This window comes from Microcoleus sp. Pol1C5, assembly GCF_036701115.1.
GTDB lineage: Bacteria > Cyanobacteriota > Cyanobacteriia > Cyanobacteriales > Microcoleaceae > Microcoleus.
The window spans coordinates 42,074-63,195 of sequence record NZ_JAUBQE010000050.1 but is presented as its reverse complement, the minus strand read 5'-3'; the positions used below and the strand labels follow the sequence as shown (position 1 = coordinate 63,195).

General features: G+C 45.9%; 13 protein-coding genes. 5 read left to right on the top strand and 8 right to left on the bottom strand.

Annotated elements, in window-relative coordinates:
- Positions 1-48: 48 nt before the first annotated feature.
- The 4 genes from QUA23_RS24115 to QUA23_RS24100 form a co-directional block, all read right to left on the bottom strand.
- The gene (locus QUA23_RS24115; RefSeq protein ID WP_333077645.1) at positions 49-318 is read right to left on the bottom strand and encodes a DUF262 domain-containing protein; all 270 of its coding nucleotides are present in this window, start codon (positions 316-318) and stop codon (positions 49-51) included.
- Positions 319-356: 38 nt separating this feature from the next.
- On the bottom strand, positions 357-2,225 hold the full coding sequence (locus QUA23_RS24110) for a tRNA-guanine transglycosylase (RefSeq protein WP_333077644.1): 1,869 nt from the start codon (positions 2,223-2,225) through the stop codon (positions 357-359).
- 376 nt (positions 2,226-2,601) lie between these two features.
- The gene (locus QUA23_RS24105; protein WP_333077643.1) at positions 2,602-3,141 is read right to left on the bottom strand and encodes a DUF1349 domain-containing protein; all 540 of its coding nucleotides are present in this window, start codon (positions 3,139-3,141) and stop codon (positions 2,602-2,604) included.
- A gap of 62 nt (positions 3,142-3,203) precedes the next feature.
- Entirely contained in the window at positions 3,204-4,016 is an 813-nt protein-coding gene (locus tag QUA23_RS24100; protein ID WP_333077642.1) for a hypothetical protein, read from the bottom strand.
- On the opposite strand from QUA23_RS24100, the gene QUA23_RS31150 reads away from it, so the two are divergent.
- Positions 3,942-4,214 (top strand): alpha-amylase family glycosyl hydrolase, encoded by a 273-nt coding sequence (locus QUA23_RS31150; protein ID WP_445243519.1) that lies wholly within the window; start codon positions 3,942-3,944, stop codon positions 4,212-4,214. The two genes, QUA23_RS24100 and QUA23_RS31150, sit on opposite strands and share 75 nt — an antisense overlap.
- Positions 4,123-4,344, top strand: coding sequence for an alpha-amylase family glycosyl hydrolase (locus QUA23_RS24095; RefSeq protein ID WP_445243520.1), 222 nt, complete (start codon positions 4,123-4,125; stop codon positions 4,342-4,344). The genes QUA23_RS31150 and QUA23_RS24095 overlap by 92 nt, the downstream gene beginning before the upstream one ends.
- 497 nt (positions 4,345-4,841) lie before the next feature.
- Here the strand turns inward: QUA23_RS24095 and QUA23_RS24090 are convergent, their stop codons facing one another.
- A complete protein-coding gene (locus QUA23_RS24090; protein ID WP_333077639.1) occupies positions 4,842-6,458 on the bottom strand; it encodes a HAMP domain-containing sensor histidine kinase in 1,617 nt (538 codons plus the stop codon).
- 268 nt (positions 6,459-6,726) lie between these two features.
- Between QUA23_RS24090 and QUA23_RS24085 the strand changes: the two genes are divergently transcribed.
- Positions 6,727-8,133, top strand: a complete 1,407-nt coding sequence (locus tag QUA23_RS24085) for a TldD/PmbA family protein (RefSeq protein WP_333068058.1) — start codon at positions 6,727-6,729, stop codon at positions 8,131-8,133.
- A gap of 311 nt (positions 8,134-8,444) precedes the next feature.
- On the opposite strand, the gene patX is transcribed toward QUA23_RS24085, so the two are convergent.
- Both patX and coaE read right to left on the bottom strand, forming a co-directional pair.
- On the bottom strand, positions 8,445-8,648 hold the full coding sequence (gene patX, locus QUA23_RS24080) for a heterocyst-inhibiting protein PatX (protein ID WP_333077638.1): 204 nt from the start codon (positions 8,646-8,648) through the stop codon (positions 8,445-8,447).
- A gap of 815 nt (positions 8,649-9,463) precedes the next feature.
- Positions 9,464-10,201, bottom strand: coding sequence for a dephospho-CoA kinase (coaE, locus tag QUA23_RS24075; protein WP_333077637.1), 738 nt, complete (start codon positions 10,199-10,201; stop codon positions 9,464-9,466).
- Positions 10,202-10,406: 205 nt separating this feature from the next.
- Here coaE and QUA23_RS24070 point away from each other — a divergent pair, with 205 nt between their 5' ends.
- A complete protein-coding gene (locus QUA23_RS24070; RefSeq protein ID WP_333077635.1) occupies positions 10,407-15,554 on the top strand; it encodes a CHAT domain-containing protein in 5,148 nt (1,715 codons plus the stop codon).
- A gap of 489 nt (positions 15,555-16,043) precedes the next feature.
- Here QUA23_RS24070 and QUA23_RS24065 read toward each other — a convergent pair whose 3' ends face one another.
- A complete protein-coding gene (locus QUA23_RS24065) occupies positions 16,044-17,468 on the bottom strand; it encodes a diguanylate cyclase domain-containing protein (RefSeq protein ID WP_333077634.1) in 1,425 nt (474 codons plus the stop codon).
- 422 nt (positions 17,469-17,890) lie between these two features.
- Between QUA23_RS24065 and QUA23_RS24060 the strand changes: the two genes are divergently transcribed.
- The gene (locus tag QUA23_RS24060) at positions 17,891-20,917 is read left to right on the top strand and encodes a PAS domain S-box protein (RefSeq protein WP_333077633.1); all 3,027 of its coding nucleotides are present in this window, start codon (positions 17,891-17,893) and stop codon (positions 20,915-20,917) included.
- Positions 20,918-21,122 lie beyond the last annotated feature (205 nt).

Here is a 21,122-nt window from a genome sequence, read left to right as displayed (position 1 = left end):
AGCTAAAGATTCCATCCTGTTTTGAATAATGTTTTTGGCTCTTGATCGCTACATCATACATAAATTCAGCAACGCCAATTCAAAAACGCTATCAATATTTTCTATTACAAAAATTTGTGGAATTGGTAGCTCTAGAATAATTGATTCTATAAGACGCGATTTTTGTTGATCTGACCACCGGAAAAGACGTTGATATTCTGCTTGAATTATCAGCTCTTTTGATTTATATAGATTAACAATTTCGCCAAAGCTAAAATCAAGAGCTTCAGTCCTAACTTCACCAATTTTCTGATCTATAATTTCTTCAAGGGATTGCATTGTTTCTTTATCCTTGCAACACTGTTAGTTTAATACTACTATTTTGAACTCTTCAGAACCAATTTAACCTCTTCAACCAACTCTGCGACATTTTCCTGTCGGAAAAACTCGGTCAACCTACGGGTTTTGGGCTTTATGGGAAGCACTACCAACCCAGATGCCTGCTGCTGTGCCTGCTCAAGTGCTGTGCGATAAGCCTGACTGGTAGCATAACCGATACAAGCGAGATAGTGATCGCCATGTCGCTGCAAGTAAGTTACTAGGCGATCGGCAATCAGGGCAATCTGATCTCGGTTAAATGGCTCTAACCGAAAATCATACTCCATGATGGCTGGTTCATCCTCCCATTCCTCTGGAACAGGGCCGTAAAGTCCAGAAAGCGTTACCTTATGAACCAATTTTGCCTTTTTCCCCAAAGCTTGCTCTAGCCGTTCGGCAATCAAACAATGGGAACGGGATTTAGAATAAGGCTTATCACCCGAACAAGGGATGACTAGCAGTACACGCTGATTTTTAGGGGGGAAATAATCACTTTTCTCTAAAATGTTAAAATCCTCTGATGTATATCTCAGAGAAATAACTCGTTCATCTCTATTAAGTTTATACTCTTTAGGTATAGAAGTTAACGTGCGCGTTAGCCTAACTTGTAAGCTCTCATCTTCTATAGCAATAACATCCAATGCAGACCTTAATTTAGGAAATTTCTCTATATGCTTAATAAGATAATCCTGCAATAAATCAGCTTCTATAGCTTTCTTTGTCTTTTCAACCACCTGGAAATCCATCTCCAAGTTGTGCAGAGCTATTTTACCGTAATATTCACTCTTGTATTTTCCGTTAGGCAACGGACGACCACGAATTTCCGATGTCAACCCTTCTTGCAACTCTCTCAAATTCAAATTGTCTTTGCACACGCGACAATTACAAGTCAATTCTTCCATCTCCAGAAATGGATGATATCGTCCAGTTGTATGGTCAAAATAATTGAGGCTTCTTGTTTCTTGAACGTAGGTGCTAGAGTCAAAGCTATCTATTCCCAAATATGCAAGAATCGGTATTAAGCTCCCAGTCACTCCAAAAACGTGAATAGGAGTTTTGTTTTTTCGTTCTTCTGGAAGCCGATCGCGCAATCCCATTAGTATTTCAATGATAGTAGAATATTTATGTGCTCCGCGCAGAGGCACTAAGGAGCCAACAGCTAACCCGAAAGGGTAATTTTTCAAGCCTTTATCTTGGAATTCATCAAATACTTGCTTGACATAATAACCCATGCTGGCTCGATCTTGCCCGTGAGCAGCTACGTAAAGAAATGGTTTGTAATCGGTATCTTTTTGAATATGAAGAGCTGTCATAACAGCATTTTTTATACTTTTGTCCATCCGCTCTTTAGCTTCCGAAGCTTCCAAATTGGGTGGTAAAGGGTAGTCTAACGTGGCAATAATACTAGCACCAAAATCTCTTTGTAATTTCAAAATTGTCTCGGGACCTTTTCCATCTTCAATAGAGAGACTGTAGGCAGATAAGTTAACAGTTTTATTCCACAGTAGTTTGAATCCTCCTGAATCCAGAAAAAGTGGAGCTGTATATTCTAGTGATAAATCCTCTCTGTAACTTCCTTGAATGCCACGCTTTCGCCACTTTTCTAGGCTTTTAGGCTTATTAGGAATAAAATTTAAAAAATGAAGTACCTGAGACATCACTGGCAGATTACGTTGCAGCAACCCATTGGATTCATCTGCATGAAGGATATATTTCCACAAGCCTCCTCCACGAGCTGTTGTACCAGTAACCAGACATACCACCGGAAATAAGATGGGTGTAAAGAGTTCACTCTGTGAAAAAGATAATTTACCGATACGACCATAACCCTGACTTGAAACTATTGATGAAAATGCTGGTTGTTTCACAATTTACTCTCGACTAAGCTGTAGTTTTAATTTCTCTTATTTTACAGTCTATCAGATCATTTTTACAATGCGTGGATGAGCAATGGCTCTTTTTTAGCACAGTTCTCATCGTTGATTTTATTACATACAATTAACTTACTGTTGCATGAATTTGGAGAGTTGGTATTAGTAAGGATTAAACCACCAACTTAAGGAAAAGGGTGTGTTTTTTTGCTTAAGACAGAAGAGGAATCATTGTATCGAAATAGAGCATTTAGTTGGGCAACGGTTAGATGAATAAGGCAACCGACTGATTAATATAATTCTGCTTGTGACACTCGCCTACAGTTCGGCAATATTTGAAGGCACTGAACTTCGGAATGGGCCCAAAGGAAGATTATGATCCTGTAGCATTGACCTGATAATCCTCAAACGTCACCTCGAATCCATCTCCGTCTGGGGAGGCACACATAACCCCTACTTGAAGCGTTTCATAGGGTAAATACGTCATTCTGAGCATTGCATAGTTAGAAGCTTCATTTAAGTAGAAAATTTGGATAGCTTCTTTAGAGCGTTCAACGCGCAAGTGTAAAACATCAGGGGGGTTCGGCAAGGGAATGACTGACCAATCTGAATAGTCATGGGTGACGACAGCACTCAGATTTTGTACGCCATCAACATATTCAATGCCTGTCTTGATCCAATGCTTTTCATCGACACGCAGCATGAGGCCGGCCTGGTCGTAGAGATCTTTGTAATTGCCGCGTATTTTGACATCAACAACAAAATCAGTGCTGATGGAATCAAAGTAAAAATGTCCGGTATCACGAATAAACCCATAATGGGTAATTCGCCAGAAATCTGTTTTGGGAGAAGTTTTGACAATCAAGCGATCGCCTGAGTCTGTCCATTGGGAGGGTTCATTGAGCCATTGCATAGAGTTTGATCCTGTTCAAAATATTTGATTGCCAGCGCGGTCAGGTGTTTTCTATCTACCGTTCACCAATGCTGTTGAACTAAGTATTCTAAGCCCAAGCGAGAGGAAAACATCAGACCGCAAGGTTCTTGCTCTCCGGGTAACAGTCCATGTTCCAGCAGAACTTCAGCTTCAGCTTTACTGCAAATGCCAACCAAACAAGAATGCTCCTCCCACTGACCTGATCGAAAATGGCGATCGGGCATTTCTGTTTGCACCACAAAAACCAAATCAACTTCCCCCGTGAGCGGGTTGCCAGATATGCCAATAAACCGAGTATTCGTGTCATTTAAGGTCATGGCAACATTCACTTCTTCCCACAATTCCCGTTGAGCATCTTGATAAAAATTGATGTCTTGAACTCTAGGAGAAAATGTAGCCCAACCCGCCACAAAATGGAGAACGCCTGTGTAATCCAAGGAAGTCGATCGCTTACCAATGTAGACAATACCATCGGTAGTCAGCGGAACTACCGCAACCCCAACTCCCCTAGCAAAATAGGCGTAGGGATCTTGGTAAGTTCTCAGTCCGCGCATCATCAGCTTTAGCGATTCCAACGAAGGACGAGTCAAATCCAGACTACAATGGGGGTAGCTAGTGGGTCCAACTTCCAGAGTGAGCCTGTCTTGACGGAGAGACCAGAATCCAGCCACTCCAATCCCAGACCAGCGGACTTTGCGATCGTCATAGCTGCTGGGTTTAGCGCCATCTGCGAGTAGACCCATACGAATCTGGGGATTAATCACCGCTTCCAAATAAGCATGGAACTGCGTGTCAAGCGGCTCATCATACTGCTGCCTGAAGGTGCATGGCCCAATTGGACATTGAGTAATCATGACAAGCATCGCGTCGCCAGCAGAATAGGGATTTCTCAAGCCAAAATCCGCATGATGTTATTGCTCACCCTTCGTGGTACACCAACGATATTACTAAGGAGAAGAACTGGGAATGAAGGACGCCTGGATTCCCTCCGAGCATATCCAAGATCCTTGGGAAAAAAAATCTCCCGGTATTGGAGTTGGACGCGATCCTGAGCGCACACCGATGCTCTGGGATGGCTCTGCTAATGCGGGCTTCTGTTCAGAATCAGTCCAGCCCTGGTTACTCGTTGTGGTCTTGAACTTTAGTTCTGAATACCGGGAGACGATTTGTATGTGTCCCTGAAAGAACTAAGATTGCATTGGGATAAGCTTCGAGAACCTTCTTGTGTGCTTCAATGAGGTATCCAACTCCTTGTTTGATTTGTGAAGGGTGGATGAGGCAATTATTAAGTAAAGTCAGCGAGATTTTAATTGATGCGATCGTGCTGTAGGGGCGGGTTTTACCAACAATATTTGAGGCTCACAAACAATCTATAAAAACCCGCCCCCACCCAACCGATAACCCCAATTAACATGAGGTTCGCTCCCCTTCAAAAAATATCCATTCTGATTTGTCCTGGGGCTGGGGCGGGTTTATTATATTGTTCGTTTCTGAGATAGATGGTTGGTTAAACCCGCCCCTACCCAACCAATAACCCAAATTAACATTAGGTTCGCTCCCCTTCAAAAAATATCCATTCTGATTGGCCGCCCAAGCTGGGGCGGGTTTATTATATTGTTCGTTTCTGAGATAGATGGTTGGTTAAACCCCCCCCTACAGATTTTGCCAATAATTAATAACTATTGCAGCGGCAAAAATACCGTCATCACCTCACCCTTTTGGGGCCGCTGGCGAATTACCAACTTCCCACCAGCAGCCCGAAATAAATTCTTAGTCACGCTCAAATTTAAACTCAAACTTCCCGTCTCCGGCTGCACCATCAACAAAGGCCCGATCGAGCGCAAAGGACCATTCGCCTTAGCTGCAAAAGTCGATGCGCCATTATCTTGAGGTAAGTGTTCCGATTCCAACTGCAACTTTAACTGATCGCCCGCTAACGTCACCTCCACCTGAATGCGACTACCGGAGGGCAAAGTTCGAGTAAAATTCTCAATCAAATTAGTTAAAACCTGATCCAACATCGTCGGATCGCTGACTACCGCAGGCAACTTTTTCGGCACAATAACTTCCAAAGTGTGGTTTCGCACAGCGGCCTGTTTTTGCCAGCGGGGAATGCTATTTTGTAGCACTTCACCGAGGGACATTGCTGTTAGCTGCACGCCAGAATTTTTAGCTTGCGACATTTCCAATTCCACGGCACGGAAAATTAAACCGAAACGATCGATCTGAGCGGTACACTCAGCATCAATCATTTCCAAACGCTTGACCACAACAGGCTCGAGCTTGGGACGTTTCAGCAACAATCGAGTCAGCGTGCGGATAGTAGCCAAAGGTGTGCGGACTTCGTGGGCGATCGCCTGTAGCAATTCCACCTCTTTAGTAGCCAGAGGAATTGGAGATTTGCAGTTGATATCTGTAGCCGATAACTTTTTATGCCTCGGACTCAAACCATCATCAATTCTTTCATCCTTTATCCTGCCTGCTTCATCTTTCCCAACCGGCAAATTATGCAACAGCAAGCGGCTGAACTGCATCACTGTTTGATAATTTGGCTCCCCAGGCAAAAACTGCTGGAACAGCGCGTCTAATTTAGTAGAATTATTAGTTAATTGGCTAACTGATAAATTGAAACTACCGTCAGAATTGGCAAGCAAACATTCGCTTTCAGTCACCCTGCGCCGCAAAACCTCCCAAGCTTTGGCGACTACTTGCGGATCGAAAGAAAATAGAAAAGCCGGAATTCCAGCAGAATTTTCACCCAAAACCATCACCAAGCTAAAACTAGCAGTTAAAACCAAACAAAACTGCTCGTGCGCCAAAGGATCGCCACTTGTCAAAGCCAAAGCCGGGGCCGCTGCAGGCACTGATGTTTGCACATCAGCCGCCGGCATTAAAGCTAAAGTTTGTCTAGCCCGAAAAGACCACAAAGCTGCATCGTTGTCGGGAATACTGGTAAAAATCCAATTGGCAAAGCCGTTGGCCAAAGCGGGGTCAGTCAAAACCGAAGACGGGCCAGACAAAACCAATCCCTGGCAGGCATTGGGGATTGTAGATCGAGAATTTGCTCGATCGGCATCTGTTTTTTGTCCTGATTTTTGCCGATCGAGCATTTGATTCAAAGCTGCGATCGCCCCGTACCATTCCTGTTCAGCTTTCAGCCGAGAAGCCCCACGGCTTGCAGGACACCGATGGCGGTTGTTTTCTCCCGCCAACTTAGCATCAAAGAGACTCAGGTCATTTTCTTGGCCTTCGGAGGCTAAAATTTCGCTTATTGTCGGTAAAAAGTAAGTATTCACAGTTATAAACCCACCTTCGGAGGCATGAAGGGTGAAGTATTTATGTATAGGAAAGTTCAGGAGTTAGGAGTCAAGCACCAGCACGATCGAAAAATCCCGCATAATTTCTTGCACCTTCCTCCTAACTCACAGGATATCCACATTTGTCAACTAACGATATTGGCAGAACCGTACCAATAAGCCGCAATCTCCGCGCTTGGGGCGATATTTTGTACGATCGCCCTGACAAAAGTGCAAAATGAAGTAAGTTAAACACCGCGCTTTCCTTATGCCCACCTCGATCGCCGACTCGAAAAATCTGCTGTCCGACTTAATGGCACGCTACCGTCACCAAGTCGATTATCTGGCAATTCGACTGGAAGAAGCCGAAGGCACCGACATCCTGCTGCGGGGCGAAAAAATTGAAACCCTCAGCGAAGGAGTCTCAATTGGCGGCCAAGTCAGAGCTTGTCACAAAGGTGGCTGGGGCTTTGCCAGTTTTAACCGACTTTCCACCCTCGCCGAAAGAATCGAAGAAGCCATCGCCGCGGCCAAACTGATCGGCGAAGAAGAAACGATCCTGGCGCCTGTCACCCCAATACAAGACATTTGCTTGCTGCCGCTGACAGGAACAGACCCCCGTCTGGTTCCCCTAATTGACAAAAAGCAATTGTGCGATCGCTACGCGGCCATTCTCCGCAGCATTGACCCCCGCATCGCCACAATCTCCGTGCGCTACGGCGACAGCACCCAGCGGATGATCCTCGCCACCTCCGAAGGCACCATGCTCGAACAAGGTTGGGCAGACATGGAAATGCGCTTTGCGGCCACAGCCCGCAGCGGGGAAACCGTACAAACCGGCCGCGAAACCACCGGTTCCCGCAAAGCTTACGAAGACTTAACCGATCTCGATGTTCAAGTTCGCAGCGCCGCCCAGAGAGCCGTAGATTCCCTAGCCTTACCCCCCGTTCAAGGCAACACCTACACCGTCGTCATCGACCCGATTTTGACCGGATTGTTCGTCCACGAAGCCTTCGGGCATCTTTCCGAAGCCGACATGGCCTACGAAAATCCCGACATTTTGGAAATTATGACCCTCGGCCGCCAGTTCGGCCCCAAAAACTTGCAAATTTTCGACGGTGCAGCGCCAGAGGGACACCGGGGCAGCTATTTCTACGACGACGAAGGCACTCCCGCGACTACTACTCAGTTAATTAAAGACGGCGCTTTAGTCGGGCGACTGCACTCGCGGGAAACGGCGGGCAAATTGGGAGAAACGCCTACTGGCAATGCTCGCTGTTTGAATTATCATTATCCGCCGATCGTCCGCATGACGAATACTTGGATCGAACGGGGTGACACGCCAGTTGCTGACTTATTTTCTGGTATCAAAGAAGGAGTTTATGCGCGCAATTGGCAAGGCGGCATGACTAACGGCGAAATGTTTACTTTCAGTGCCGGCGAAGCTTGGATGATCCGCGACGGAAAACTCGACAATCCGGTGCGGGATGTTACTCTTTCGGGTAATGTTTTCAGCACTTTAGCTGATATTGAGGCGATCGGCGACGATTTCTACTGGGATGAATCCGGCGGCTGCGGCAAGGCAGGACAAAGCGGTTTGCCCGTCGGCTGTGGCGGCCCAAGTTTGCGGATTCGCGATGTCGTTGTTGGTGGTGAAGCTGCGGCAGAAGATTAAAGCTAAAGCTGCAAAAGTTTAAAAAAAAAGGTAAAGCGCCAGATTCCTACTCGCGCTTTACCTTTTTTTTTGAGTGCAACATTTCGCGGTGGTGTGTGGTGTCTGATATCTTGAGGACGCTTGGCAAAACAACCGGAATAGCGAACAATTATGCCTTTAGTCGTCAAATACCGCTGAAAAATCGGTTTTTTGGTACGCAGTACCTAAGTCCCGAATTAATAAATCGAAATCTTCAATTTTTCTCTTATTCTCCCAATTTTATATTCTCCCATTCTCCCCCTAATTCCCTGCAATTATAGCTGTTTTCGGCTTTATCTCCCGGTGCCTCGTTGTGGCGGCTCATCTTTATCGTTATCTGCCTCAAAGGTCGGAGTGCCAGCTAGAGTGGTTAAAATTTCTGGAGTAGGGTTGTCTTGAGCAAAAAAGGTCGATCGAGTTTCTAAGCTTTGAGTATTAACTGCGCCAGCACTCAGTAACAGGCTTGACATCAGGATGGAAGAGTAAACGCGCATCATAAATTTTGGTGTTTGTATTTTCCCCTTCTTGATACGCAGTCTGTACTCTGCTATCAGGATAAAAAAATAATTGCGGTGAAATCATCAATTAGTAAGTAAGGGCACTTGCAATTTTTTTGAGTTTTGGTTAAAAGCGGGTGAAATCCATCATCTAGCTCGCTTGTTCACTGATAATTTCTAGTTCTCTGCTATTTGCGGGCAACCAGCAGAATTCAAGACCATGTTCAAAAAAATCATGCTACTCTTGTATGCCCGTCTTCCCAACCTTGGTAGTTATAAATTATTCCCCAATCTAAAATCTAAAATCTAAAATCTAAAATGCTATGACCCCTGGAATCCTCTGGAAACGCTCTTCCAACAAGGAAACAAAAACCACCAATTGTAAAGTTTTACTACTTTTATGATTAACTGGATAATTTATTGAGGTGAAGCGGCAACCCGGAGATTAAAGAAACAACAGGAGAGTACCGAGGCGCGCCGTCCGCACGTTACATATACATATCTTGGTGAATGAAATTCCTTAAAGCGGGCAATGCCTAATTTTCACATTTACTTCATAAATGGTTGCTATTGTACTTTTAAATAAATTGTGAACCTTTTATTTTTTCTGATCTTTTCTGATCTTTTTTGATCTTGCTTTGTGACAAAAGCGCTTACGCGCCACTCCGAAGGAGGAGTCGAAAGGGGTTGGGGAAAAAAGCCCGTTCACAAAATCGTGGAGTCAATCTCAAATCTCAACTCTCAAATCGAACTGGCGCGCAGGGAGTAAAAAAAACCTAGTTTTAAAACTGATATCGCGGAGTCAATCTCAAATATCAAATCTCACAGCGACTGACTTGCACATCTACCTGCAGGAATAGCGAGTCGAGGGTTGACGAGTTGTCCAAAATAACATCAGCTTGTTGACACTTTTGAGCTAGTGGCAACTGGGCGTTAATGCGGGCATTAGCTCGCTCGTAACTCAATCCGTCTCGCTGCATTAGTCGTTCTAACTGCACTTCGGGTGAACAGTACACCACCCAAATTTCGGTACACAAGTCAGTCATGTTAGCTTCAAACAGCAGCGGCACTACCAAAACCAAAGTCAACGTGTCAGCCGGGGCGCAGAAACCGGGTTTTTTTTCAACAATACTTCGTTCTAGCTTTTGATGAGGGTGAAAAAAGCCAGTTTCTTGAGTCTTTGTACCTAAATCCTGTGTGTCTTGGGATACCAAACTCGATGCAGCAATGCAGCTTTGAGTTTCCTCAACTAATCGGCGGCGCACGTAAGGGTGAATCAGTTGTTCCAACCACTGCCGCTCGTCTGCGTTACAAAAAATAATACTTCCCAACTCTGGCCGATTTAAATTGCCGTCCGGGAGCACAATACCCGCGCCGTATCGTTTTACAATAGAGTCAAGTATTGGCGAACCGGGGTTCACAGCTTCGCGGGCGTAAATATCGGCATCTAAAATCGGAAATCCACAGGCATCTCTCAGATAATTAGATATAGCGGTTTTACCGGTGGCGATGCCCCCAGTTAAACCAATCAGACGGACAATTCGATCGCTCATAATTTTCTCTGTTTAAACTTCCTGTGTTTCGACACTTACTGTCAGTCTTTGCTATGTTGGTGACACAATCAAATTTAGACTTAAAATTTAAGATTTGCGATCGAGAGTTCGCGTTAGGAAGTGTCAGCATTGGGGTGCGATCGACTCTTTTTTACCTAAAATCTCAATTTTAAACTCGAATTAAGGTCTAGACCGAGGCAAACTTATGAATGCTCAACGTGCTGTGCGGTCGATTCTGGCAGCAATTCCCCTTGCTGGATTTTTGATAGTAGATTTTTTACCCAACCTGGTTTTCCTCAAAGAAAACAGCAGCGGATGGGTACTCGTGGCAATTTATCCCCAATCTCAAATTGCTGCGGCACAATCTATTACTCCAGCCCCAGACGGCACCGGAACCGCTGTCACCGTCCCAGGTACAGGGTCGTCTCCTCGCTACGATATTAAAGGCGGCACTACCTCCAGAGACGGAGCAAATTTGTTCCACAGTTTTACTCGGTTTGGTCTGAATTCTGGTGAAACTGCCAATTTCATCTCCAACCCAAGCGTTAAAAATATCCTCGGCCGCGTTGTCGGTGGGGACGCTTCGTTAATTAACGGTCTAATTCAAGTTACTGGTGGCAATTCTAACTTGTTGCTGATGAATCCCGCAGGCATCATCTTCGGAGCAAATGCCCGACTCGATGTGTCCGGGTCTTTTTTGGCTACCACCGCTAACGGTATCGGTTTTGACGACCGTTGGTTCAACGGTACAGGGGCGAACGACTACGCCGCCCTAGTCGGAACACCGAATGCTTTTGTTTTTGGGCCACAGCCCGGAAGTATTGTCAATGCCGGTAACTTGGCTGTCGGAACCGGGCAAAATTTGACTTTGCTGGGCGGTACGGTAATCAGTACAGGGCAACTTTCAGCCCCAGGCGGTCAAATTACTGTGGCGGCTGTTCCGGGCGAAAATCTGGTGCGGTTGAGTCAAAACGGACTTTTGCTGAGTTTAGAAGTTTCTCCAGCAGCCGGAGTGTCGGGTTCCGAAGCGGTTCCCTTCTCTCCCCAGAGTTTACCAGGGCTGCTTTCGGGCCCCGGCGTGGCTCACGCTACGGGTATAACTACGAACGCTCAAGGTGAAGTTGTGCTCACAGGCGGTCAAACAGTGCCAGGAGGTGCTGGAACTGCGCTGGTAGCGGGTTCTGCGGACGTGTCTGCTACGGGGGGCCAGGGAGGAAGCGTCAACGTGTTGGGCGACAAGGTAGGGCTGTTGGGAGCAAAGATTGAAGCTTCCGGGCCCGACGGCGGCGGAACGGTGCGGATCGGGGGAGATTACCGAGGCGAGGGAACTGTGCCGAATGCCAGGATGACTTACGTGGATGCCAAAAGTTCGATCGCTGCCAACGCAACTGAATCAGGCAACGGCGGGAGTGTTTTTGTCTGGGCTGACAACACAACAGCATTTTTGGGCAGCATCAGGGCAAATGGCGTTTCTGCAACGGAAACCGGAGGTGTTGGGGGGTTTGTGGAAGTGTCGGGCAAGCAAAGATTAATTTTTAACGGTAATGTCGATACTTCTGGGACAAACGGTTTGGGGACTTTGCTGTTAGATCCGGAAAATATTTTAATTACAGATTCCCCAGAAGGTGCGGGCGATGCGGAAATCATTGCCAAAAATAATATTTTGGCAACAGGAACGCTAGCAGGACAGGAAAACAATTCTGAGCCTTCGCTGACAATTTCGGCTACAGCTTTGGAAAGTATGTCGGCTACGTCAAATGTGGTTCTCGAAGCGCTCAATGATATTACAATTGCTGATTTGGCGGACAATGAGTTGAGCTTTCAAGCAACTACTGGTTCGGTAACATTGAGAGCAGATGCCGATCTCAGTGGCGCAGGTGTTTTTTCGATGAACTCTGGAGATACAATTAGCACGGCTGGCGGTGCGATCGCCATTTCGGGAAGTCAAATTACTGCGGGCAATTTGTCGAGTAACGGCGGAAATATTAGTTTGATTAGTCCGGGTTCGACTGTTGCAAACAACATTTCTTCATCCAATCCCAGCAGCGGCAGCAGCGGGAATATTGTGCTCGAGGGCCTGAATGTAACGGCCCAAAAACTTGATGCCAGCGGCCCGGAAGCGACGGGAAATGTAAATGTGACGGCTCGGAATGTTCTCGGAGTGAGCTTCGTCGCCGGGGGTTCGGGAAACATTACTTTGACGGGTGATGAAATTAATTTTAAAGGCGACAAAAATTCAGTCAGCGGTACTGGCTTTTTGGTACTGCAACCTTGGAGTCCCGGTCAAAATATTGCGATCGGCGGTTCTGGAGATGTCGGTACTAATATTTATTTGAATCTGACGGCAAGCGACCTCGGAAGTTTGGAAAATGGGTTTGCTGGAATTACGATCGGCCGCAGCAACGGTATGGGTTCCATTCTGATTGCCAACGATTTCACATTTTACGATCCGCTAATTATTCAGTCGCCAGCGGGTTTGGGAACAATAACTACCACAAATTCCTTGACCGCGACCGACAATGCCTCAATTACTCTCAAAGCTGATGGCAATATCAGAACCGGAAATATCACTACCAAAAATCAGGAAATTCGCATCGTCAGCACCGCAGGCAATGTCACAACCGGTCAGCTACTTACTGGAACTTCCCGCACCATCAACACTTCTGTCAATTCTTCGGAAGATACAGGCAATTCGGCGGGAGATGTTAGTGTTACCGCACAGGGCACGGTGACTGCCGGGGCGATCGACACCAGGGGCGATCGCGCGGGGAAGGTGACGCTGACGGGGCGCAATGGAGTCACAGCAGGGGCGATCGAAGCTGGTGGCGCCCAAACAGGGGGAGATATTACCCTGACGGGCAACGAAATTGACTTGACAGGTGACAAAAATTCGATCGCCAGCAACGGCAATCTGGTGTTGCAACCGGCCGATCCAAGCCAAAACATTATAATTCAAGGTTCTGACGATACAGAAGCTCTGAACTTGACTGCTGCTGAATTGAACACTTTTCGGAATGGGTTTGCTTCGATCGCGATCGGGCGCGCTGACGGTAGCGGTGTGATATCGATTGCTTCTGGAACGCCAAATTCAACGCCAAATTCAACGCCAGCGGCCGTGACATTTCAAGATCCGACGACTATTCGATCGCCCAATGGCGCAGGCGCGATCGTGGGGACGGGTGCGATCGTCGGCACTGATAACGCCACGATCTCTCTGATGGGCGGTACTGTAGCCGTCGGAGACGTTACCTCGACTGCGGGGATTAACATCACTAGCAGTCAAGGCAAGTTGACTGCGGGTACGGTTTCATCTCGCTCAACTTCCGGGGTGGCGGGCCCTATCAATGTTCGCAGCGCTGGTGCGGTAGAAACCGGCAACATCGATGCTTTTGGTGCCAGAGGCGGGGGAGATATTTCGATTGCGGCGCCGGGCCGGATCGTTACAGGGGTGATCAACTCGAGTTCGCAATCGGGAAGTGCCGGTTCGAGCCAAATTATCGGACAGAAAGATGTTGAAGTTGTTTCGATCAAAGCTCGTGGCAATACGGGCGGCGATGTGGCAATCGAGGCTGGGGGAGCGTTTCGGACTCCGGGAACAGGAACTGCTACTGAGCGCGCCGAGGTCAGCATTTCTACAGACGGCCTGGCTCAATCGGGTTCACAGACGCTGCTGCAAAGCACTTGCCCGTCGGGAACCTGCACGGCGGCGAATGTTGGGACGGGAAACTCGAAGTCGAACACTGCCACCTCCTCAACTACTATCGGGCCGCTGGCGATCGTGCCGAGTCCGGCACCAACTACCAGCGTGGAACTGCAAACTACAGAAAATTCTCAACAAATTGTGAGTCAAGTGACTCTCGGCCCTGCAGCGTCGGTGCCAAAGAGCAGTAACGCAAATGTCTCGTCAGAGCCTGCTGCTACCTCTGTTGAGGCGCGGCAGAACGAGAATGCTAGCGGCCCGATACTGCTGTCGCCGTCGGTGTTAAAAGACAATTTGGGTACGCCTGCGGCGACAGAAAACGCCAGCGTGGCAACAACTCCACAGAAGCCTGCGAGTGCGGTGAGTACAGAAAGTATCGGGAATGTGAGAGTTCCTGAGATTTCTAGAGCGAGTTCGATCGCGCAAATAAGTCCGATCGACGCAGTGCAGCAAAGGGATAGAACTCAGGGCCGGGAATTTGAACGTTACTTTGGGGGCACGGTAACTGAAAAGTCAGTCACGCAGAAAAGTATTCGAGATACTCTCAACAGCGTCAATCAGTTGACTGGGGTTAAACCCGCCATCCTTTACGTCTGGGCAAAAGACAAACATTTAGAACTTGTGTTGTTATTGCCAGACGGCAAAAGTGTTTTTAAAAGCGTGCCTGCAAGCCGCCAGACAGTGCTGCAAGTTGCTAAAGAATTCACTAATGCTATCAGAACTCCCAGGAGATTGAATGCTGCTGACTACAAGCAACCTGCCGAGGAACTTTACCAGTGGTTAATTGCACCGCTGCAAGCGGACTTGGAGGCTAACAAGATTGACACCTTGGTGTTTTCGATGGATTCAGGTTTGCGAACTTTGCCTTTGGCTGCTCTTTACGACGGCAAGCAGTTTTTGGTAGAAAAGTACAGTCTGGGGCTGATTCCGAGTTTGAGTTTAACTGATACTCGCTATGCTGGTGTTAAGGGTTCTGAAGTTTTAGCGATGGGTGCGTCGAATTTTCCGGCCAAATACGATCAAAATCCTTTGCCTGCGGTGCCGTTGGAAATATCGACAATTGTGGGCAAGATTTGGCCCGGTTCGTCTTTTCTCAATGAAGCTTTTACTTTGGCAAATTTGAAGCACAAGCGGAATCAACCGCAATACAAAATTATTCATTTAGCTACTCACGGCGATTTCCAGCCTGGGGGGGCGGAAAATTCTTACATTCAGTTTTGGGATACTAAGTTGCGGTTGAATCAGTTGGATCAGTTGAAGTTATCTAACCCGCAGGTGGAGTTGTTGGTTTTGAGTGCGTGTACTACGGCGGTGGGAGACGAACAAGCTGAGTTGGGGTTTGCGGGGTTGGCGGTGCACGCGGGGGTAAAATCGGCTTTGGCGAGTTTGTGGTATGTCAGCGATATCGGTACTTTGGGGCTGATGACTGAGTTTTACCAGCAGTTGCGTACAGCGCCGATTAAGGCTGAGGCTTTGCGGCAAGCGCAGTTGGCGATGTTGCGGGGAGAAGTGCGCTTGCAAGATGGTTATTTGGTGCGATCGGGCAAAAATCAAGCTCTGCCTTTACCGTCGGAGTTGACTGCTAGGGGCGATCGAAATTTGTCGCATCCTTATTATTGGGCTGCTTTTACAATGATCGGTTCGCCGTGGTAATTCTGAAGGAACAGGGTGCGATCGGCACAAAAACCGGGAGAGAACAAGTCGCAAAACTCGGAGGATGGGAATACCTAAAAAAGTGCGGTAACTCACACTATAGACCGCGACATCAACATCAAAAACGCCATAAAATCGAACAATAAAAATAAAAAAAAACTCTACTGCTAGCGCCAGAAATAGTGATTGTATACAAGTCTTGACTAAAAAATTTTAGTTGAGATCAATTATGATAATTCGATAAAAAAGTTTCGATTACCCAACAACAATCGCTCTTTGTTATCAAGCCATAACACTCGGCGCTGAGAATAAACTCATTGGGAGCAACGCTTTCTCCCTTTTTGTATAGCATTCTCTACAAAATTTCATAAGGCTCTAATGATTGATTAGAGCTAATAGAGCCAATCTTTTGGAAGTAGAGACAAAAACGATTGGTTTCTAACACACAGCTAATTTTGGAAATCAACTGCCTCTCACCACGTTATCTAATTATATTGGTTCGCCATCGTCTCGACGATAAACATGAACACAGTTGCGACCTTTGCCTTTGGCAGCATAACAAGCTGCATCAGCCGCCCCCATAACCTCCATCAAATCTTGGCTGGCTTGGTTAATGGCAACAACTCCAATACTGACCCCGATGATAAAGGTTTTGCTATCCCAAATAAACCGAAACTGATGCACTAGGTCTTTGAGGTTTTCCGCAATCTGAGCTGCTTTAGAGAGGGGACAGTTATTAAGCCAAAGACCAAATTCGTCACCTCCTAAGCGAGCCAATGTGTCATTAGCGCGGACTCCATTTTGTAAAAGTGTAGTAATTTGGTGCAGTAGCTCATCGCCAGCAATATGGCCTGCGGTATCGTTAACGACTTTGAACTTATCTAAATCTAAATAACAGAGAGCGTGCTGCTGATTGCTATCTTGAACAGAGGCGAGCGCCTCTATTAGTCGCTGCTCAAATCCTCGACGGTTGATTAAACCCGTCAGAGCATCGTGACTGGCTTCCCAAGAGAGTTGACGAGCATGATTGCGCGATTCGGTAACATCATGAAAGACGATGACTGCCCCGATAATTTGACCTTGGCAGTCTCGAATTGGTGCTGCTGAGTTCTCAATGGCATACTCCGTCCCATCGCGCGCAATCAGTATAGTATGGTTAGCTAAGCCCACAATTCGTTTCTCCAACAGAGCCTTGTCGATCGGATTCTCTACTGGCTTTCGCGTTATTTCATTGACAATTTCAAAGACTGTAGACAGGGGTAGTCCCTGAGCCTCATGAGCCTTCCAGCCTGTCAGTTGCTCAGCGATAGGATTGAAAAATCGCACATTACCTTGAGCATTGGTAGTAATAACTGCATCACCAATCGATTGGAGAGTCACTTGAGCGAGTTCTTTTTCGGCAAAGAGGGACGCTTCGAGACGTTGCCGTTCTTCTATTTCTCTCAAGAGACGTAAATTCTGCTCTTGGAGGCTTTGTTGCAACCGTCGGATGGTTAGGTGAGTTTCGACACGAGCTAATACTTCTTCAACTTGAAACGGCTTAGCAATATAATCTACGCCACCAACAGCCAGCCCCTGAACCTTATTAAAAGTTGCATTGAGAGCACTCAAAAAAATTATCGGAATGCCTGCGGTTTTCTCGTCAGATTTTAATTGTTTACAAACTTCATAGCCATCCAAATCGGGCAATTTAATGTCTAGTAAAATTAGTTCCGTCCATGGCGATTGGGCGGCTCGGATCGCCATTTCACCTGTTGTGACACTGCGAACTTTATAACCATGTGTGCTCAAAGTACGGCCCAGAAGACGCAAATTATCAGGCAGATCGTCAACAATTAAAATATTGCCTCGGTAGTTGCTAACTGGATCGCTAACTCTATCGCTAGTTTTCTCGATAATCCTACTCCTTTCCATAGTTTATTGCCAGAGGACTATAAGCCTATGAATAAGAGTATAGTTGAATTATTAGGTTATAAACTCACTTTACGCAGAAAGAAGTCCTGCGATCGCACAGTTCGAGGACTAGCACGCTGGCACAGCCCCTAAAATATCTGAGTTGTTGAGGTAGGAATAATCCCCCCGTGGTAGCCCTTCTTCGTTTCGGGTAACATGAGGAGAAGATTTTTGCAACCCAAGCAGCCGATTTATGAACAAGCACATTTCTTAAAGGGCAAGTCTACTCGTCATTGCGATCGGATGTCTCGTACTGCTGGGTTGGCAATTTGACATCTCCCTACTCATAAGTGGTTTTCCCGGTATGACTTCGACCATGAAGCGGGCAATGGCAGAACTCAATCGCTAAACACTTCAGCACTCATTAATAATGCAGGTTAGATATGATTACACAATTTTTTGAGACTGGAGGATTCATTCCTCATGGTCACTGCTATCTCTGGCAAACAAACTTAGTAGGATTACATATTTTATCCGATGGTTTAATCGCTTTAGCTTACTACTCCATCCCAATCATGCTAATCTACTTTGTGCGACAGCGCCAAGATACTCCTTTTCAGAAAGTATTTTTTCTGTTTGGCGCCTTCATAATTGCCTGTGGTACAACTCATATCATGGAAATTTGGACGCTTTGGTTTCCTACTTATTGGGTTTCTGGAGGACTTAAAGCTATTACTGCTCTGATTTCTATATATACTGCATCTGAGCTAGTGTTTTTAATTCCATCAGCTTTAGCTTTACCTAGTGCAGCTCAACTTATTGCGGCGAATCAAGCCTTAGAGAAGGAGATCAACGAGCGCAAGCGGGCTGAAAACGAACGCAAACAAATTGAGGTGGCATTACGAAACAGTGAAGAGCAGTTTCGCAATGCCTTTGAAAATGCGTCTATTGGAATGGCGATCGTTTCACTTGATGGGCACTGGGTTAAAGTCAATCCTGCCTTATGTCAGATTCTTGGCTACTCCTCAGAAGAGTTGTTAGGGTTAACTTTCCAAGACATTACCCATCCCGACGATTTAGACCTGGATCTTAGCTATGTACATCAGTTATTAGCAGGAACAATTTCAAATTTCCAAATGGAAAAACGTTATTTCCATAAACAAGGACATATAATTTGGATTCTTCTTGATGGCTCGGTAGTACAAGATGAACAGGGAAACTCACTGCATTTTATTGCTCAAATTCAAGACATTACCGCTCGAAAAAAAGCTCAAAAGACGCTAGAACTTCAGAGTGTTATTATGAATAACATGGCAGGTGGAGTGTGTTTAATTAAAGCCTCAGATCTCAGGCTCGTCTACACCAATCCCAAATTTGACGCTATGTTTGGCTACACAGATGGCGAACTCGCAGGTCAACCCGTTGGTATCTTGAATTATGTCGATAGAGAGATTACACCAGACGCCAGCGTTCTAGATATTATCGCTCAAATTGAGGAGAAAGGAGAAGCACAATATGAAGTCTACAATAAGAAAAAAGATGGAAGACTTTTTTGGTGCAGGGTTCATACATCTAGGTTTGAGCATCCTGAATATGGAACCGTATATGTTGCAGTTCAGGAGGACGCAACAGAGCTAAAACTGGCTGAGCAAGCCTTGCAAGCTACCACAAATCGCCTCAACTTTCTCCTGAACTACAGCCCGGTAGTTATTTTTAGCAGTAAACCTGCTGGCAATTATGGAGCAACGTTCATCAGCGAAAATGTCAAAGATGTATTGGGCTATGAAAGTATTGCATTTTTAGAAGATTCTGAATTTTGGGCGCATAACTTACACCCCGATGATGTAGAACGAGTAATTAATGGCTTAACCAATCTATTCGTCAATGATTTTTATTTCCATGAATACCGTCTTCGTCGCTCAGATGGAGTTTATCGCTGGATACTCGGTCAACTCAGACTAATTCGAGATCGTGCAGGTATACCAGTGGAAATCTTGGGATCTTTAATTGACATTAGCGATCGCAAACAAGCCGAGTTGGAACTTCAGCAAGCTAAAGAAGCAGCAGAAGCAGCAAACCGAGCCAAAAGTATGTTCCTGTCCAATATGAGTCACGAACTCCGTACTCCTCTCAATGCTATTTTGGGATTTACGCAGTTGATGAGTTACGATCCGGTTCTGACTCCCGAACTCCAACAAGATCTGGCGATCGTAAATCGTAGCGGCACACATTTATTGGAATTGATTAACGACATTTTAGATTTATCCAAAATTGAGAGCGGACAGATGACACTCTCTCTTGCTGACGTTGACCTCAAGTTTTTGCTGATTTCTCTTGAAGAAATGTTGCAAATTAAAGCCCAATTGAAAGGATTGAAACTAATTGTCGAGCGAGATCCCAATCTTCCCCAATTTGTGCATATCGATGAGAAAAAACTGTATCAAGTCTTAGTCAATCTGCTCGGTAATGCGATTAAGTTTACTAATCAAGGAAGCGTCACCTTACGAGTAATTTCAGAACAGATCGACCAAACGTCCTGTCGCCTATGTTTTGAAATTGAGGATACTGGAGTGGGAATTGATCCAACAGAACTTGACAGTTTATTTAAGGCGTTCGTGCAAGCTGAAGCTGGGAATAAATTGAATCAAGGTACTGGTCTAGGTCTAGCTATCAGCCAAAGATTTGTCCAACTCATGGGTAGTCAGATTCGGGTTCAAAGCACATTGAATCAGGGCAGCATTTTTTACTTTGAACTGGGGGTAAACTTACCTCAATCAGTCTGCCTTGCATCAGAATTGCTTAAACAAAGAGTGATTGGTATAGCTCCAGGACAACCAACTTACCGCATCCTTGTGGTTGAAGATGTAGAGGAAAATCGCCGCTTATTGGTCAAAATCCTTACCTCAGTCGGTTTTGAGGTGCGCGAAGCAACACAGGGAGTTGAAGCACTATCCCTGTGGGAAAGTTGGTGCCCACACCTGATTTGGATGGATATACGAATGCCGATAATGGATGGCTACACAGCTACTAAACGCATTAGAGAACACCCTCATGGACAAGAGACTGTCATTATTGCTTTAACTGCCAGTGTTTTTGAAGAAGAGCGAGAGAAAGTTCTTATGGCTGGTTGTGACGACTTTATGAGCAAGCCATTTCAGGAAGGGCTCGTCTTTAACAAACTCGCTCAACACTTGGGAGTAGAGTACATCTACACAGTTGTAGGAAAAGATTCCCCAAAACTATTTGTTGATTCTTTATCTCCAGAAGATCTAGCCGTGATGTCCTCTCAGTGGTTAGAACAAATGTATCAAGCTGCCTACTATGTCGATCCTGAAGTCATGAACGAGCTAATCAAACAAATTCCCGCAGCTCAATCAACCCTTTCCAGTGCGCTAATTGATTGTGTGAATAACTTTAACTATGACAAAATTGTGGAGTTAATTCGACCTCTGCTCCCGAATCCAGTTTAGTTATCGAGTTTAAGGACAAAGAAGCTATATTGCTCTAAGGAGTGGCTATATCTCCAATAAACCTCTCCCATAATCCCCAATCTCTTTACCCGCTGGGTTTGTTGCGGGTACCTTAAAGGCTCCGCAGCCATAAACCCAGGCTAAAATAAGGGTTTCAACGGTTATCAATAATACCAAATGCGGGTTAATTATATTTTTTATTGAT